The following is a 16,019-nucleotide window of genomic DNA, read 5'->3' as shown; positions in this document are numbered from 1 at the left end:
TCTTCGGCACTTAAGCCGTTAAATCACTTTTTCGCCAGCTCCTGGTTTAATGTCCAGAGCTCCAGGCGTTCTTCGTTGCTTAAACCATGCGTGCGCTCACGAGCGATTAACTCTTCCTGGCGCAGTTCAAGCAGCGAATCAAACATATGGTTGAGTGAGTCGGTGAAGGTTTGCTCAGCAATATTCTTATCTGCTATATCGTCCCACATCGACAGTTTTTCAAGGGTGGCAGCATTATTTGTACCACGATAGTGCTCTAAAAGTTGCCCGGTGGTCAGACCTGGCTGAGAGAGACAAGTGTTGACCAGTTCTCTGAATAAGCCAAGTCCAGGGAGCTTATTTTCATCCAGATTCTCAAGCGGCGGGACCAACGTCGCTAATTCTGGATTTTGCACCAGCAACCCTATAAGTATACGCATGGTCGTGCGTTTTAGCTGCGGAACAGGGCGAGAAACGCCGCTCTCTGCCGCTTTTGGCATTAATCGTTCAAGCTGGCTGTCATCAAGTATGCCTAATTTGTTGCCTAATTCCTGACGAAGATATATTCGCAGCGTTTCGCCCGGCACTTGCGATATCAGTGGCAGTGCCAGCGTACTCAAACGTGCGCGCCCGTCAGGGGTACTCAGATCAACTTGCGGCATCAGACTGTTAAACAGAAATGCGGAGAGTGGCATCGCCTGCTCCATCCGCGCTTCAAACGCTTCTTTACCTTCTTTTCGTACCAGCGTGTCAGGGTCTTCGCCATCAGGCAAAAACATAAAGCGTAGCTGACGACCGTCTGTCATGTAAGGCAGCGCCGTTTCCAGCGCTCGCCAGGCGGCATCGCGGCCTGCACGGTCGCCGTCATAACAGCAAATGACATTGTTGGTCGCGCGGAACAACAGTTGTATGTGATCGGCGGTGGTTGACGTACCTAACGACGCAACGGCGTAATTAATGCCGTATTGCGCCAGCGCCACCACGTCCATATAGCCTTCGACCACAAGCAGACGATTGGGTTCAGCGTTATCCTGCTGCGCTTCATAAAGACCGTAAAGCTGGCGGCCTTTATGGAAAATGTCCGTTTCCGGCGAGTTCAGGTATTTGGGGGTATCGTTGCCCAGCACGCGTCCGCCAAAACCAATCACCCGACCGCGTTTATCACGAATGGGGAACATCACCCGCTCGCGGAAACGATCGTAACTGCGACCCTGATCGTTAGTGACCAACATGCCCGCATCAATCAATGACTGGCGATTTTCTGGATTGCCGCCAAACCGCTTCAGGACGTTGTCCCAGCCGGGGGGAGCAAAACCAATCGCAAAGCGGGCGATAACCTCGTGGCTTAATCCGCGTTTTTCCAGATACTGGCGCGCAGACGTGGCAACAGGTTGCTGTAAAGATTGTTGGTAAAACGTATTCAGACCGTCCATCAACTGATAAAGCGTTTGCCGTTGATGGCGCTCGATCTGGCTGGGGCCGCTGCCTGCTTCAAATGGCACTTCAAGATTGTGCATTGCTGCCAGCTCTTCGACCGTTTCGACGAACTCAAGCTTGTCGTAGTTCATCAAGAAGTCGATCGCGTTGCCGTGCGCGCCACATCCAAAGCAGTGGTAAAACTGTTTCTCACCGTTAACGGTGAATGATGGGGTTTTCTCGTTGTGGAATGGACAACACGCGTGGAAATTCTTGCCCTGCTTTTTCAGCTTCACACGGGCATCGATCAGATCGACGATGTCAGTGCGTGCCAGCAGATCATTAATGAATACGCGTGGGATTCGTCCAGCCATAGGCCCCGATTTTTAGCAATTCATAAACGAAAATAAGCCGCGCATTCCTTTCGGAAGCACGGCCTTACAACTACAACTCGGTCTGATCGGAGAGCAACGCTCTCGGGGAATTAGTACAGACGAGTGCGGCGTGCGTTTTCGCGAGCCAGTTTCTTCGCGTGACGTTTCACTGCAGAAGCTTTAGCGCGCTTACGTTCGGTAGTCGGTTTTTCATAGAACTCACGACGACGAACTTCCGCCAGAACACCTGCTTTTTCGCAGGAACGCTTGAAGCGACGCAGAGCTACGTCGAACGGCTCGTTTTCACGTACTTTAATTACCGGCATGTGCCTCTCACCTTTGATTAATTCGGTTTGCCGCTGGCATCAACGCCAGCTTATTTCAAAATGGTGCGGAATTTTACTGCAATTGCTGCTGCTTTGTAAAGCACCGCGGCCTTTTTTGAAAGGGACTTTTATAAGGGTGAGGAGTATACACGAGGCTTTCTCCAGGGGCGAACAAAGTTTTACATCAACCCGCATTGGTCCTACACTGCGCGGTAATAAAGCGAGGTAAAACAAGTCATGCGTGTACTGGGTATTGAAACTTCCTGCGATGAAACCGGCATCGCCATTTACGACGATGAAAAAGGTTTGTTAGCCAACCAATTGTATAGTCAGGTGAAATTGCACGCTGACTACGGCGGCGTCGTGCCTGAACTGGCCTCCCGCGATCATGTGCGTAAAACCGTACCGTTGATCCAGGCGGCGCTAAAGGAGTCTGGTTTAACGGCAAAAGACATTGATGCTGTGGCCTATACCGCAGGCCCTGGATTAGTCGGCGCGCTGCTGGTTGGCGCGACCGTGGGGCGTTCTCTGGCGTTTGCCTGGGACGTTCCGGCGATCCCGGTACACCATATGGAAGGGCATCTGTTAGCGCCGATGCTGGAAGATAACCCACCGGAATTTCCGTTTGTCGCGCTGCTGGTTTCCGGCGGTCATACGCAGTTAATCAGCGTGACTGGCATTGGTCAGTACGAGCTGCTCGGCGAGTCTATCGATGATGCGGCTGGTGAAGCGTTTGATAAAACCGCGAAGCTGCTGGGGCTGGATTATCCTGGCGGGCCATTACTGTCGAAAATGGCGGCTCAGGGTACAGCCGGGCGCTTTGTCTTCCCGCGCCCGATGACCGACCGTCCGGGGCTGGATTTCAGCTTCTCCGGCCTGAAAACCTTCGCGGCAAATACCATTCGTGACAACGGCACCGACGACCAGACGCGTGCTGATATCGCCCGCGCCTTTGAAGATGCGGTGGTCGATACGCTGATGATTAAGTGCAAGCGGGCGCTGGATCAGACGGGCTTTAAGCGACTGGTCATGGCGGGCGGCGTGAGTGCTAACCGTACGTTACGGGCGAAGCTGGCTGAAATGATGAAAAAACGCCGTGGCGAAGTGTTCTACGCGCGTCCGGAATTTTGTACTGATAACGGCGCGATGATCGCCTATGCCGGAATGGTGCGGTTTAAAGCAGGCGCGACGGCGGATCTCGGCGTTAGCGTGCGTCCGCGCTGGCCGCTGGCTGAGTTACCGGCTGCGTAAAACTCTCGGGTGCCGGAGAGTCACTTCCGGCACCGTCCTCACTTAAAGCAACACCATGGGCATCCACAGTAAGCCGGTAATCACCAGCAACACGAGGAATATCAGCCCAAAAATTGCCCCCAGTCGCCAGTAATCCACCGTTGGCAGATAACCACTACCGTAGTAAATCGGACTGGGTCCGGTGGCGTATGGCGTAAGAATGCTCCCCAGACCAATTGCCGCGCCAACCATCAGGCAGAACACGGGAAGCGGGATTTCCGGCATCGCCAGCGCAGCGGCAATCATCATCGGTGCGAGGGCGGAGGTATACGCCGTGGCGCTGGCAAAGAAGTAGCGCAGCAGATAAAACACCACAATCAACGCCACCATCACCATCGTTGGCGAATAACCGTTTAAGCTGCCTGCTAACAGTTTGCCAAACCAGCTAATAAAACCGGTGTTGTTGAGTCCGGTAGCGAGGGTGATAAGCGAGGCCAGCCAGAAGAAAACGTTCCACGCCGCTTTATTACTGACAATGTCGTCCCAACTGATAATGCGCAGAAGCAGCATCAGTGCCACCACGCTGTAACCGACCATCGCGGCATCGATATAATCACCGCCGAAAATCCACAGCACCAGTGCGCCTACCATCAGCCCCAGCATCCGTTTTTCACGAGAACAGAGCGGGCCCATTGCCTGCAGTTCCGTCTCTGCCCAGCGCGGCACCTGATCACCAGACTTCAGTACCGGCGGGTACAGCACGTAAGCCAGCCAGGGAACCAGCAGAACCAGTAAAATACTGAGCGGCAACATCCCGAGGAACCAGTCGCCCCAACTCAGTGTGGCGTGAGATGCGCTTTTCATCAGGCCAATTAACAGCAAGTTAGGTGCCATCGCCGTCAGGAAAATGGCGCTGGTCACGCAGTCGGCAACAATCCCCATCCACATGATGTACGAGCCAATGCTGCGCGAACTGCTGTCGTTTGGTTGTGATTGATAGAGCGGTGGCAGGTTACGGATGATGGGATAGATAATCCCCGCACCGCGCGCCGAGTTGGACGGTGTTACAGGTGCCAGGATCAGCTCGGAGAACATCACCGCATAGCCGAGAAACAGCGTACGATGCCCCATCTTTTTCACCAGAATCAGCGCGATACGTCGCCCCAGCCCGGTTTTTTCATAGCCTGTGCCAAACATAAAGGCGGCGAAAATCAGCCAGATAACCGAATTAGAAAAACCAGAAACCGCCCAGGAGAGGGATTTGGCGGTGAACTTAAAACCTGGCTGGGCGAGCTGCTCCGGGCTAAACAGCAGCCACGGCGAGAGAATGGCGATAATGGAGATACCCACCATCGCCACCACGGCACCCGGCACGGGTTCGAGGATCAGTCCAACGATCACGCCAGTAAAAACGGCAAAGTAGAGCCAGGTATGACTCTCCAGCCCTGCGGGAACCGGAATTAGAGCAATAATGGCGATGACCGCCAGCGGCGCAAGGTATCGCCACCATTCAGTGGAAGGTTTCATCGTGTTATGCCTGCGAAAAAGGAGAGGGGGTGAGCCTCTCCGGGAGGGTTATTTGATGTAGTGGACGTGCTCGCAAATCTCTTCCACGATGGGATCGCGGCGTTCGGCGAACAGCTTTTTGTTTTCGGCTATCAGGTTGTTGCCGTGGGTATCAATAGAGACAATCAGCGGACCGAACTCTTTGACCCGGCAGACCCACAGCGACTCCGGCATCCCGAGTTCTGTCCAGTGCACCTCTTCAATCTCTTCCACCTGGGTTGCCGCCAGTACTGCGCAGCCTGCCGGGAAAATCACATGCAGCGCCTTGAATTTCTGGCAGCCTTCTTCGGTCAGCGGCCCCATTCCGCCTTTGCCGACCACCAGTTTCACGCCGGTCTGTTCGATAAATTCACGTTCAAAACTTTCCATACGCATACTGGTTGTCGGACCGACGGAAACCATCTCCCATTTGTCGCCGTTTTTGCGCACGATGGGGCCAGCGTGGAAAATCGCTTTGCCGTTGAGATCGTAAGGGATCGGACGTTTCAGTTCGATCAAGCGGCGGTGACAAACGTCACGGCAGGTCACCAGCGTACCGGTCAGGTAGATCACATCGCCGACGCGAATATCTTGCAGATCTTCAGCTTTGATCGGGGTTGTCAGGATCTTTTTCATAACGCGCTCCGGGTGTGAGACAGATTTTCAAAGGAGAGATCGGCATGAACCAGCAGTGTGCCGCGACGATGCGCCCAGCAGCCTGTAGAAACAGCAACGCCGATGGTTGACGGATGGCGGGCGGCAGATTCGATATGCACGCCCATCACTGAACTGTTGCCAGTCAGCCCTTGTGGACCAATCCCCAGACGGTTGAGTCCTTCTTCCAGGCGTACTTCCAGCTCTGCCGCTTTTGGATTTGGATGGCGGCTGCCAATCGGGCGCAAAATGGCTTTTCGCGAGAGCACGGCGGCGGTTTCCACCGAGGTGGCGATGCCCACGCCCACCAGTACCGGTGGACAGGCGTTTACGGCGAGGGTGGAGATATTTTCGAAGACGAATTTCACTACGCCTTCGTAGCCTTCTGACGGCATTAACACTTTCGAGCGGCCTGGTAGCGTGCAGCCGCCGCCTGCCATGTAAACTTCGATTTCCGCATCGTCATTGTCGTGGATGATGTCCCAGGTGACCCACGGTACGCCGCTACCGGTATTTTTGCCGGTATTTACTTCGTCAAAAATTTCTACCGCATTGTGACGCAGTGGCGCTTTGACGGTTGCCTCTTCCACGGCTTGTTTGAGTATGCTTTGCAGCTCGCCAAGCAGTGGGAAACGGGAACCGACCTTAACAAAAAACATGATTTCGCCGGTGTCCTGACAGGCAGGACGATTCAGGTCAATCGCTTTTTGCATGTTGTCGAACATCGTATGGTAGATAATTTTCCCCATCGACGACGTTTCGGCATCCTTTAGCTGTTTTAGTTTATCCACCACGTCATCAGGCATTCGGGTAGAAATCATTGCGGTAAAGTTAGCGACAATCTCCGTCAACTTATTCACTGCCTGTTGCTTATTACTTTCGCTCATCATGGCAACTCCAGTTTCTTTATTTGTCTGGAAAAATTCACCACAACAAACTACCACTAAAAATGTGGTTTTATATTTTTTGCCAGCGTGAATATGTAATTAACAGTTCGTGAATCAACGCGAAAATAAGAATGAATATTGCGCCAGAGCAGGGAATGGCAATGTTTTGCGAAATACACTGCGCTTATCACAACTGCGGATAATTAACGATGCTGAATAGCTGGCCTTTAGCCAAAGATTTGCAGGTACTGGTAGAAATCGTCCACAGCGGGAGTTTTAGCGCCGCAGCGGCGACGCTTGGGCAGACGCCTGCATTTGTCACCAAGCGGATCCAAATCCTTGAAAATACGCTGGCAACAACGCTGCTGAACCGCTCCGCTCGCGGCGTGGCGCTGACTGAAAGTGGCCAACGTTGTTACGAGCATGCGCTGGAAATCCTCACCCAATATCAGCGACTGGTCGATGACGTCACGCAAATCAAAACGCGCCCGGAGGGGATGATTCGTATTGGTTGCAGTTTTGGTTTTGGGCGCAGCCATATTGCGCCAGCCATTACCGAACTGATGCGCAATTATCCTGAGTTACAGGTGCATTTTGAATTGTTCGATCGGCAAATTGATTTAGTGCAGGATAATATTGATCTGGATATTCGTATTAATGACGAAATTCCTGATTATTATATTGCGCATCTGTTAACGAAAAATAAAAGAATATTATGCGCAGCACCTGAGTATCTGCAAAAATATCCGCAGCCACAATCCTTACAGGAATTAAGTCGTCATGATTGTCTGGTGACCAAAGAGCGCGATATGACCCACGGAATATGGGAGTTGGGGAACGGTCAGGAGAAAAAATCGGTGAAGGTAAGCGGGCATCTTTCCTCCAATAGCGGCGAGATAGTGTTGCAATGGGCGCTGGAGGGCAAAGGGATTATGTTGCGTTCCGAGTGGGATGTGTTGCCGTTTCTGGAGAGTGGCAAACTGGTGCGAGTATTGCCGGAGTATGCACAAAGCGCCAATATCTGGGCTGTTTACCGGGAGCCGCTCTATCGCAGCATGAAATTACGTGTCTGCGTGGAATTTCTGGCGGCATGGTGCCAGCAACGGCTGGGCAAGCCCGACGAAGGCTATCAGGTTATGTAGACTCGCGAAAAATCACTCAGGATCCTTTTCGCGCTTTCTTTTGAATTTCGTCCAGATTTTTGTCTCTTGACGACGCCACAGACGCTGGATGTTGTCATGATGACGCAGCAGGATCAGGCAAGAGAGCATCGAAACCGGGAAGGTGAATTGTGGCTTAAACCACCAGACATAAAACGGAGCAATCAGTGCACTGACAATCGCTCCCAGCGACGAATATCCGCTCAATAGCACGGTCAGTAACCAGGTTCCCGCCATTACTCCAGTAAGATCCCAGCCAATTGGTGCGATGGCACCAAAAGCGGTAGCAACGCCTTTTCCTCCTTTAAAACCGAAGAAAACGGGCCAGATGTGTCCAAGACAGGCGGCGATGGCAATTAAGCCTAGCCAGAAGGGGCTGACACCTAATTCATATGCCCCCCAGACAGGCAACATTCCTTTCAGAACGTCGAAAATCAGTACTGCTACGGCTGCTCCCTTGCCACCGATACGTAACACATTGGTTGCGCCAGGATTGCCGGAGCCGCTGGTTCGCGGATCGGGCAGCCCACACAAGCGGCAAACCAGAATGGCACTGGAAATGGAGCCGCAGAGGTACGCGATGAGGATCATTCCAGGCGCGATTGCACTCATAAGCTGTTCCGTTTTGAAAATTCGTGTTCAACGATGAATCTGTGGATAATACGCACATTTCGCCGGAAGTGGTATCCGGTTAGCCAAAAAGCAGGCAGGACGTGATGGATATTGTATTTATAGAGCAACTTTCGGTAATCACCACTATTGGTGTTTACGACTGGGAACAGACCATCGAACAGAAGTTAGTGTTCGATATCGAAATGGCGTGGGATAACCGTAAAGCGGCGAAAAGTGATGATGTGGCGGATTGCCTCAGTTACGCTGACATTGCAGAAACGGTAGTCAGCCACGTCGAGGGGGCGCGTTTTGCGCTGGTGGAACGTGTGGCGGAAGAGGTGGCGGAGCTGCTGTTAGCACGCTTCAACTCGCCGTGGGTGCGTATCAAACTCAGCAAGCCAGGCGCAGTGGCGCGGGCGGCGAATGTTGGCGTCATCATTGAGCGTGGCAATAATCTGAAAGAAAATAATTAATTTTACAGCTGTTAAACCAAACGGTTATAACCTGGTCATACTGCAGTAGTTCGGACAAGCGTTACATTTTTATAATTTAGGGGTTTATTGATGAGCGATATGCACTCGCTGCTGATAGCGGCAATATTGGGTGTGGTCGAAGGATTGACAGAATTTCTGCCGGTATCCAGCACGGGCCATATGATTATTGTCGGTCACTTGTTGGGGTTTGAGGGCGACACGGCGAAAACCTTTGAAGTCGTGATCCAGTTAGGATCAATTCTGGCGGTAGTAGTGATGTTCTGGCGGCGTCTGTTTGGCCTTATTGGTATTCACTTTGGTCGCCCGTTGCAGCACGAAGGAGAAAGCAAAGGCCGTTTAACGCTGATCCACATTTTGCTGGGGATGATTCCGGCGGTGGTACTGGGGCTGTTGTTCCACGACACGATTAAGTCGTTGTTTAACCCGATAAATGTGATGTATGCGCTGGTCGTTGGCGGTCTGTTGCTGATTGCCGCCGAATGCCTGAAACCAAAAGAACCGCGTGCGCCGGGTCTCGATGATATGACCTATCGTCAGGCGTTTATGATTGGTTGCTTCCAGTGTCTGGCGCTGTGGCCGGGTTTCTCTCGCTCCGGGGCGACCATTTCAGGTGGGATGCTGATGGGCGTGAGCCGTTACGCTGCTTCCGAGTTCTCGTTCCTGCTGGCGGTGCCGATGATGATGGGCGCAACGGCGCTTGATCTCTACAAAAGCTGGGGCTTCCTGACAACCGGCGATATCCCGATGTTTGCCGTTGGGTTTATCACTGCCTTCGTAGTGGCGCTGATAGCGATTAAAACCTTCCTGCAATTGATTAAGCGGATTTCGTTTATCCCATTCGCCATTTATCGCTTTATTTTGGCGGCTGCGGTGTACGTCGTGTTCTTTTGATTGAGGGATAGTGTCGGATATGACGCATGTGCGTCTTATCCGACCTGGACGGTGTTTGCAATATATTGAAATTTAAGTGCTTAATCAGGCTTTGGGCAACGTTGTTCCTTCCAACTGGCTACCGCCGCAATCCGCCGTCGGGTCAGCTCCTCGCGAATCTCCACACCTTTAAATCCCGCTTCAACGACGGCTTTTGTTGGTACTGACTGTGCCACTTCCCAGGCTTCGCGCAACCAGCGGCCTTGCGGGTAGTCCGCCGATTCAAAACCGGTTCTGCCGCGCACGTCAGCCTCGCTGGTCAGCGCCAGTTGCTCGACACGCTGCGGTTTACGCCAGGCGTCAATGGAATCAAACAATTTGACGATGGTTTTTGGGTTCAGCATTGGGAAGGTGTGGATGAGATCGTGAAACTCAGCCACCAGTCTGGCTAAATCGCGAATTTCATTTGGCACGCGCAGACGCTGGCATAGTTGTTCCACTAACTTAACACCCGCCGGGCCATGACCATGATGACGCGGCCAGAGTTCTGGCGGCGTCAGTCCTTTACCGAGATCGTGGCATAAAGTTGCGAAACGGACATCGACCTGCGGACTCAGCATCGCCGCCATTGAGAGCGTCATTAAGGTATGAATACCCGTGTCGATTTCCGGATGCCATTTGGCAGGGGCCGGAACGCCGAACAGGGCGTCAATTTCCGGGAATAAAACGCGCAGTGCGCCGCAATCGCGCAGTACCTGGAAGAACACTTGGGGATTGCGGGTGGTGAGGGCGCTTTCCGTCTCTTTCCATACCCGTTCAGGCGTCAGGTGTTCCAGTTCACCCGCATGGGTCATCTCGCGCATCAGTGCCAGAGTTTCATCGGCAATACGAAAACCGAGGTGGGCATAACGCGCAGCAAAACGCGCCACGCGCAGTACGCGTAACGGATCTTCGCCAAAAGCGGGGGAAACATGGCGCAACAGACGATTTTGCAGATCGCCCAGACCGTTGTACGGGTCGATAATCTCGCCGTTATCGTCCTGGGCCAGCGCATTAATGGTCAGATCGCGACGCTTAAGATCATCTTCCAGCGTGACATCCGGTGCGGCATAGCAGGTAAAACCGGTGTAACCGGAACCGGATTTCCGTTCAGTACGTGCCAGCGCATACTCTTCATGCGTTTGCGGATGCAGAAAAACAGGAAAATCGCGGCCTACCTGCTGGTAGCCCGCGTCGAGCATCTCCTGTGGCGTACTGCCGACCACCACCCAATCTCTGTCTTTGACCGGTAGCCCTAACAATGCATCCCGAACAGCACCACCGACCAGATAAATCTTCACGCCATCATCCCTTCGTCAAATACACAATTCCTAATAATAAGACAGTGCAACGAAGAAGGCGATTTAGTTCATCCAGCGATCTTTACGTTTGCGGCTTGGGATCAGGTGCGGCAGTACCAGACCGAGCAGCAAGCCAAGCCCCAGCACGCCGCCGCCATACATAAACCATTGCATGATGATGGTGCGCTGTTTGTCATCCAGCTGTACGCTGGCGGCATCGACCTTTTTCTGCGCGACAATCAGCTCGTTTTTCAGTTTCTGATTTTCTTCTTTTAACCCGTTGATCACGCTGTCGCTCTGCGCCACTTTTTGCTGCATTTCTGCGGTGCGCTGATTCCAGGTGTTATCGATATTGGTGAGTTTATCGGTCAGGGTTTTGACCTGATTTTCCAGATCTGGCACACGGGAGCGCAGACTTGGCTCAGTGCTAAGTTGTTTCAACGGGATCCAGGCGGTACGGCCAGAGCTGTCTTTCACCTGGGCATAATTGGTGTTGGCGTCAGTTTGTAATAAGGTCACTTCCTCGCCGGCGTTAACCGTGCCCACGAGGCGATAATGATCTCCCGGACCGCTACGGACCCAGGTATTCAGTTCATCAGAAACATAGCGCGTTTCTTCAGCGTGTGAGACGGCAGTGGCGCTAAGTGCGAGTAAAGTTAATCCGATCAGGCGTAATTTTGGCATCAGGCTGTCGTTATTGTCATGGAAAGTGGAACGATAGTAGTGGCATCAGTGTCGCTACGCAAAGCATTCGACATCAATCGGAATCCTCTGTGTCAGGTCTTGCCACTGCTTCAAACTTTTACGCCCGTCAAATTGCCCGTTGCATGGCAATTTGGCGCAAAATACTATCTACTGACAAAAAAGATCGCATTAAGTTCGCCGTTCATCGTCACTTATGTGACATAACCGATAAGTAAAGGCCATGGCTCAGGAAATCGAATTAAAGTTTATTGTTAATCACAGTGCCGTTGAGGCGTTGCGTGACCATCTCAATACGCTGGGCGGCGAGCACCATGACCCCGTGCAGTTGCTGAATATTTACTACGAAACGCCGGATAACTGGCTGCGTGGGCACGATATGGGCTTACGTATTCGTGGCGAAAACGGTCGCTATGAGATGACCATGAAAGTTGCAGGAAGAGTGACAGGCGGCTTACACCAGCGCCCGGAATATAACGTGGCGTTGAGCGAACCGACGCTCGACCTGGCGCAGTTACCGACGGAAGTCTGGCCGAACGGCGAATTGCCCGCCGATCTCGCTTCCCGCGTACAACCGCTGTTCAGCACCGATTTTTATCGCGAAAAATGGCTGGTGGCGGTCGATGACAGCCGAATTGAAATCGCTCTCGATCAGGGGGAGGTGAAAGCGGGGGAATTTGCTGAACCTATCTGTGAGCTGGAACTGGAACTGCTTAGCGGCGACACGCGCGCGGTGCTGAAACTGGCGAACCAACTGGTATCGCAAACCGGATTACGCCAGGGCAGCCTGAGCAAAGCGGCGCGTGGCTATCATCTGGCGCAGGGCAATCCGGCGCGTGAAATCAAACCGACCACCATTTTGCATGTTGCGGCAAAAGCCGATGTGGAACAGGGGCTGGAAGCGGCGCTCGAGCTGGCGTTAGCGCAATGGCAGTATCATGAAGAACTGTGGGTACGCGGCAACGATGCGGCGAAAGAACAGGTGCTGGCAGCCATTGGTCTGGTCCGTCATACACTGATGCTGTTCGGTGGTATTGTGCCGCGCAAAGCGAGCACTCACTTACGTGATTTGCTGACTCAATGCGAAGCGACCATCGCTTCTGCGGTTTCTGCCGTGACGGCGGTCTACTCTACCAAAACGGCAATGGCGAAGCTGGCGTTGACCGAATGGCTGGTAAGCAAAGCCTGGCAGCCGTTTTTAGATGCCAAAGCGCAGAGTAAAATGAGCGATTCCTTCAAACGCTTTGCCGATATCCATCTTTCCCGCCATGCCGCTGAACTGAAAAGCGTTTTCTGCCAGCCGTTGGGCGATCGCTACCGTGACCAGTTGCCACGTCTGACGCGTGATATTAACTCAATACTGTTGCTGGCGGGTTACTATGATCCTGTCGTCGCGCAAGCCTGGCTGGAGAACTGGCAGGGGCTGCGTCACGCTATTGCGACCGGGCAACGCATTGAAATTGAACATTTCCGTAATGAGGCAAACAATCAGGAACCGTTCTGGTTGCACAGCGGAAAACGTTAATCAGGCAAGGATAAAATCGCTTATGAAGCCGCTCTCTTCACCGTTACAGCAGTACTGGCAGACCGTTGTTGAGCGGCTGCCAGAGCCTTTAGCCGAGAAATCACTTAGCGCACAGGCGAAGTCAGTACTTACTTTCAGTGATTTTGTGCAGGACAGCGTGATTGCGCATCCAGAGTGGCTGACGGAACTGGAAAGCCAATCGCCGCAGGCCGACGAATGGCAGCATTACGCGGCATGGTTGCAGGAGGCGCTCAGCAATGTGAGTGACGAAGCCGGGTTAATGCGCGAGCTGCGGCTATTCCGGCGGCGCATTATGGTGCGCATCGCCTGGGCGCAAACGCTGGCTTTGGTTACTGAAGAGAGCATATTGCAGCAGCTCAGCCATCTGGCGGAGACGCTGATTGTCGCCGCGCGTGACTGGCTGTATGACGCTTGCTGCCGCGAGTGGGGAACGCCGTGCAATGCGCAGGGCGAAGCGCAACCGCTGCTGATTTTAGGCATGGGTAAGCTGGGCGGTGGGGAACTGAATTTCTCCTCAGATATCGATCTGATTTTTGCCTGGCCGGAACATGGTTGTACGCAGGGCGGACGCCGGGAACTGGATAACGCGCAGTTTTTTACCCGCATGGGGCAGCGGCTGATTAAAGTGTTGGATCAACCAACGCAGGATGGCTTCGTCTATCGCGTGGATATGCGGCTGCGTCCGTTTGGCGAAAGTGGCCCGCTGGTGCTGAGCTTTGCCGCGTTGGAGGATTATTACCAGGAGCAGGGGCGCGACTGGGAGCGTTACGCGATGGTCAAGGCGCGGATTATGGGCGATAGCGAAGGCGTCTATGCTAACGAGTTGCGTGCGATGCTGCGCCCGTTTGTTTTCCGTCGTTACATCGATTTCAGCGTGATTCAGTCGCTGCGCAACATGAAAGGGATGATTGCCCGTGAAGTGCGTCGACGTGGTTTGACCGACAATATCAAACTCGGCGCAGGCGGCATTCGCGAAATTGAATTTATCGTTCAGGTGTTCCAGCTCATTCGCGGTGGGCGCGAACCGTCGCTGCAGTCGCGCTCTTTACTGCCAACGCTCAGCGTCATTGCCGCGCTGCATCTGCTTTCTGAAAACGATGCTGAACAATTGCGAGTGGCGTATCTGTTCCTGCGGCGTCTGGAAAACCTGCTGCAAAGCATTAACGACGAACAAACCCAGACGCTTCCTTCTGATGAGCTTAACCGTGCGCGGCTGGCGTGGGCGATGGACTTTGCTGACTGGCAGCAACTGACTGGGGCGCTGACCGCACATATGACCAATGTGCGCCGGGTGTTTAATGAATTGATTGGCGACGACGAAAGCGAAACTCAGGAAGAGTCGCTGTCGGAACAGTGGCGTGAGCTGTGGCAGGATGCGTTGCAGGAAGATGACACTACGCCAGTGCTGGCGCATCTTAGCGAAGATGATTGCAAACAGGTGCTGACGCTGATTGCCGATTTTCGCAAAGAGCTGGATAAGCGTACCATCGGGCCGCGCGGGCGTCAGGTGCTCGACCATCTGATGCCGCATCTGCTAAGTGATGTCTGTGCGCGTGAAGACGCTGCTGTCACGCTGTCGCGCATTACCGCCTTGCTGGTGGGAATTGTTACCCGCACTACCTATTTAGAATTGCTCAGTGAATTCCCCGCGGCGCTTAAACATTTGATTTCTCTGTGTGCCGCATCGCCGATGATTGCCAGCCAGCTAGCGCGTTATCCATTATTGCTGGACGAACTGCTCGATCCAAACACTCTCTACCAGCCGACGGCGATGGATGCCTACCGTGATGAACTGCGCCAGTATTTGCTGCGCGTGCCGGAAGATGACGAAGAACAACAGCTTGAGGCGCTGCGTCAGTTCAAACAGGCGCAACTGTTACGTATTGCGGCAGCGGATATCGCCGGTACGCTACCGGTAATGAAAGTGAGCGATCACTTAACCTGGCTGGCGGAGGCTATGATAGATGCCGTCGTTCAGCAGGCGTGGGTTCAAATGGTTGCCCGCTACGGTAAGCCAAATCACCTAAACGAACGCGAAGGGCGTGGTTTTGCGGTGGTCGGCTACGGCAAGCTGGGCGGCTGGGAGTTAGGCTACAGTTCCGATCTTGACCTGATCTTCCTCCATGATTGCCCGATGGATGCGATGACTGACGGCGAGCGGGAAATCGACGGGCGACAGTTTTATCTGCGTCTGGCGCAACGCATTATGCATCTGTTCAGTACGCGAACCTCTTCCGGCATTTTGTATGAGGTGGATGCACGGTTGCGTCCGTCCGGGGCGGCGGGAATGCTGGTGACATCCGCAGAAGCGTTTGCCGATTATCAGAAAAACGAGGCCTGGACGTGGGAACATCAGGCGCTGGTGCGTGCGCGTGTAGTGTACGGCGATCCGCAGCTCACCGCGCACTTTGACGCAGTACGCCGGGAGATTATGACGCTGCCGCGCGAAGGCAAAACCCTGCAAACAGAAGTGCGGGAAATGCGCGAGAAAATGCGTGCCCATCTCGGCAATAAACATCGCGATCGCTTTGATATCAAAGCCGATGAAGGCGGAATTACCGATATCGAATTTATTACTCAATATCTGGTGTTGCGCTACGCTCATGAAAAACCGAAGTTAACGCGCTGGTCAGACAACGTGCGCATTCTGGAACTACTGGCGCAAAACGACATTATGGAAGAGCAGGAAGCGATGGCGCTGACCCGTGCTTACACGACGCTGCGCGATGAACTTCATCATCTGGCATTACAGGAATTGCCGGGCCATGTGTCGGAGGATTGCTTCACCGCAGAGCGTGAACTGGTGCGGGCAAGCTGGCAGAAGTGGCTGGTGGAAGAATGAAGTATGGTATTATCGCGCGCAAATTTTGAATCTCTCAGGAGA

Annotated in this window: 14 protein-coding genes; 6 read left to right on the top strand and 8 right to left on the bottom strand. The window is 53.4% G+C overall.

Going from position 1 to position 16,019, the window contains the following annotated elements; genetic code table 11:
- Positions 1-23 precede the first annotated feature (23 nt).
- On the bottom strand, positions 24-1,769 hold the full coding sequence (dnaG, locus tag ACJHYD_RS10100) for a DNA primase (protein ID WP_000918827.1): 1,746 nt from the start codon (positions 1,767-1,769) through the stop codon (positions 24-26).
- A gap of 110 nt (positions 1,770-1,879) precedes the next feature.
- Complete coding sequence (rpsU, locus tag ACJHYD_RS10095; protein WP_001144069.1) at positions 1,880-2,095, bottom strand: 30S ribosomal protein S21; 216 nt, start codon at positions 2,093-2,095, stop codon at positions 1,880-1,882.
- A 237-nt stretch (positions 2,096-2,332) separates the two neighbouring features.
- Between rpsU and tsaD the strand changes: the two genes are divergently transcribed.
- Complete coding sequence (gene tsaD / locus ACJHYD_RS10090; RefSeq protein ID WP_001264352.1) at positions 2,333-3,346, top strand: tRNA (adenosine(37)-N6)-threonylcarbamoyltransferase complex transferase subunit TsaD; 1,014 nt, start codon at positions 2,333-2,335, stop codon at positions 3,344-3,346.
- 42 nt (positions 3,347-3,388) lie between these two features.
- Here the strand turns inward: tsaD and ttdT are convergent, their stop codons facing one another.
- Genes ttdT through ttdA form a run of 3 tightly spaced genes read right to left on the bottom strand, consistent with a single transcriptional unit; the run spans position 3,389 to position 6,414 of the window.
- Entirely contained in the window at positions 3,389-4,852 is a 1,464-nt protein-coding gene (gene ttdT / locus ACJHYD_RS10085; protein ID WP_001521359.1) for an L-tartrate/succinate antiporter, read from the bottom strand.
- A 48-nt stretch (positions 4,853-4,900) separates the two neighbouring features.
- Positions 4,901-5,506: a L(+)-tartrate dehydratase subunit beta gene (gene ttdB, locus ACJHYD_RS10080; RefSeq protein WP_000722957.1), complete on the bottom strand. Its 606-nt coding sequence runs from the start codon at positions 5,504-5,506 to the stop codon at positions 4,901-4,903.
- Complete coding sequence (gene ttdA, locus ACJHYD_RS10075; protein WP_001551674.1) at positions 5,503-6,414, bottom strand: L(+)-tartrate dehydratase subunit alpha; 912 nt, start codon at positions 6,412-6,414, stop codon at positions 5,503-5,505. The genes ttdB and ttdA overlap by 4 nt, the downstream gene beginning before the upstream one ends.
- Before the next feature lie 206 nt (positions 6,415-6,620).
- On the opposite strand from ttdA, the gene ttdR reads away from it, so the two are divergent.
- Positions 6,621-7,553 carry an L-tartrate utilization transcriptional activator TtdR gene (gene ttdR, locus ACJHYD_RS10070; protein WP_000935209.1) on the top strand — a complete coding sequence of 311 codons (933 nt, stop codon included), beginning with the start codon at positions 6,621-6,623 and terminating at the stop codon, positions 7,551-7,553.
- Positions 7,554-7,565: 12 nt separating this feature from the next.
- Here the strand turns inward: ttdR and plsY are convergent, their stop codons facing one another.
- A complete protein-coding gene (plsY, locus tag ACJHYD_RS10065; RefSeq protein ID WP_001272796.1) occupies positions 7,566-8,183 on the bottom strand; it encodes a glycerol-3-phosphate 1-O-acyltransferase PlsY in 618 nt (205 codons plus the stop codon).
- 104 nt (positions 8,184-8,287) lie between these two features.
- Here plsY and folB point away from each other — a divergent pair, with 104 nt between their 5' ends.
- Positions 8,288-8,656, top strand: coding sequence for a bifunctional dihydroneopterin aldolase/7,8-dihydroneopterin epimerase (gene folB, locus ACJHYD_RS10060; protein ID WP_001295541.1), 369 nt, complete (start codon positions 8,288-8,290; stop codon positions 8,654-8,656).
- 90 nt (positions 8,657-8,746) lie between these two features.
- On the top strand, positions 8,747-9,568 hold the full coding sequence (gene bacA, locus ACJHYD_RS10055) for an undecaprenyl-diphosphate phosphatase (protein WP_001551672.1): 822 nt from the start codon (positions 8,747-8,749) through the stop codon (positions 9,566-9,568).
- 80 nt (positions 9,569-9,648) lie between these two features.
- On the opposite strand, the gene cca is transcribed toward bacA, so the two are convergent.
- Entirely contained in the window at positions 9,649-10,887 is a 1,239-nt protein-coding gene (cca, locus tag ACJHYD_RS10050) for a fused tRNA nucleotidyltransferase/2',3'-cyclic phosphodiesterase/2' nucleotidase/phosphatase Cca (protein WP_001551671.1), read from the bottom strand.
- Positions 10,888-10,950: 63 nt separating this feature from the next.
- Complete coding sequence (locus tag ACJHYD_RS10045) at positions 10,951-11,571, bottom strand: TIGR04211 family SH3 domain-containing protein (protein WP_001125331.1); 621 nt, start codon at positions 11,569-11,571, stop codon at positions 10,951-10,953.
- A 241-nt stretch (positions 11,572-11,812) separates the two neighbouring features.
- On the opposite strand from ACJHYD_RS10045, the gene ygiF reads away from it, so the two are divergent.
- Positions 11,813-13,114, top strand: coding sequence for an inorganic triphosphatase (gene ygiF / locus ACJHYD_RS10040; protein WP_001551670.1), 1,302 nt, complete (start codon positions 11,813-11,815; stop codon positions 13,112-13,114).
- A 22-nt stretch (positions 13,115-13,136) separates the two neighbouring features.
- Entirely contained in the window at positions 13,137-15,977 is a 2,841-nt protein-coding gene (gene glnE / locus ACJHYD_RS10035) for a bifunctional [glutamate--ammonia ligase]-adenylyl-L-tyrosine phosphorylase/[glutamate--ammonia-ligase] adenylyltransferase (protein ID WP_001551669.1), read from the top strand.
- Positions 15,978-16,019: the final 42 nt, after the last annotated feature.

It is taken from the genome of Escherichia sp. WS1368, from assembly GCF_046487485.1.
Classification (GTDB): domain Bacteria; phylum Pseudomonadota; class Gammaproteobacteria; order Enterobacterales; family Enterobacteriaceae; genus Escherichia; species Escherichia coli.
Note: the sequence above shows the minus strand (reverse complement) of the source record. Positions and strands in the feature narration are given on the sequence as shown.

Coding starts and splice junctions, on each gene's coding strand:
- dnaG (WP_000918827.1), bottom strand. CDS start 1,769: ATGGCTGGACGAATCCCACGCGTATTCATTAATGATCTGCTGGCACGC.
- rpsU (WP_001144069.1), bottom strand. CDS start 2,095: ATGCCGGTAATTAAAGTACGTGAAAACGAGCCGTTCGACGTAGCTCTG.
- tsaD (WP_001264352.1), top strand. CDS start 2,333: ATGCGTGTACTGGGTATTGAAACTTCCTGCGATGAAACCGGCATCGCC.
- ttdT (WP_001521359.1), bottom strand. CDS start 4,852: ATGAAACCTTCCACTGAATGGTGGCGATACCTTGCGCCGCTGGCGGTC.
- ttdB (WP_000722957.1), bottom strand. CDS start 5,506: ATGAAAAAGATCCTGACAACCCCGATCAAAGCTGAAGATCTGCAAGAT.
- ttdA (WP_001551674.1), bottom strand. CDS start 6,414: ATGATGAGCGAAAGTAATAAGCAACAGGCAGTGAATAAGTTGACGGAG.
- ttdR (WP_000935209.1), top strand. CDS start 6,621: ATGCTGAATAGCTGGCCTTTAGCCAAAGATTTGCAGGTACTGGTAGAA.
- plsY (WP_001272796.1), bottom strand. CDS start 8,183: ATGAGTGCAATCGCGCCTGGAATGATCCTCATCGCGTACCTCTGCGGC.
- folB (WP_001295541.1), top strand. CDS start 8,288: ATGGATATTGTATTTATAGAGCAACTTTCGGTAATCACCACTATTGGT.
- bacA (WP_001551672.1), top strand. CDS start 8,747: ATGAGCGATATGCACTCGCTGCTGATAGCGGCAATATTGGGTGTGGTC.
- ACJHYD_RS10045 (WP_001125331.1), bottom strand. CDS start 11,571: ATGCCAAAATTACGCCTGATCGGATTAACTTTACTCGCACTTAGCGCC.
- ygiF (WP_001551670.1), top strand. CDS start 11,813: ATGGCTCAGGAAATCGAATTAAAGTTTATTGTTAATCACAGTGCCGTT.
- glnE (WP_001551669.1), top strand. CDS start 13,137: ATGAAGCCGCTCTCTTCACCGTTACAGCAGTACTGGCAGACCGTTGTT.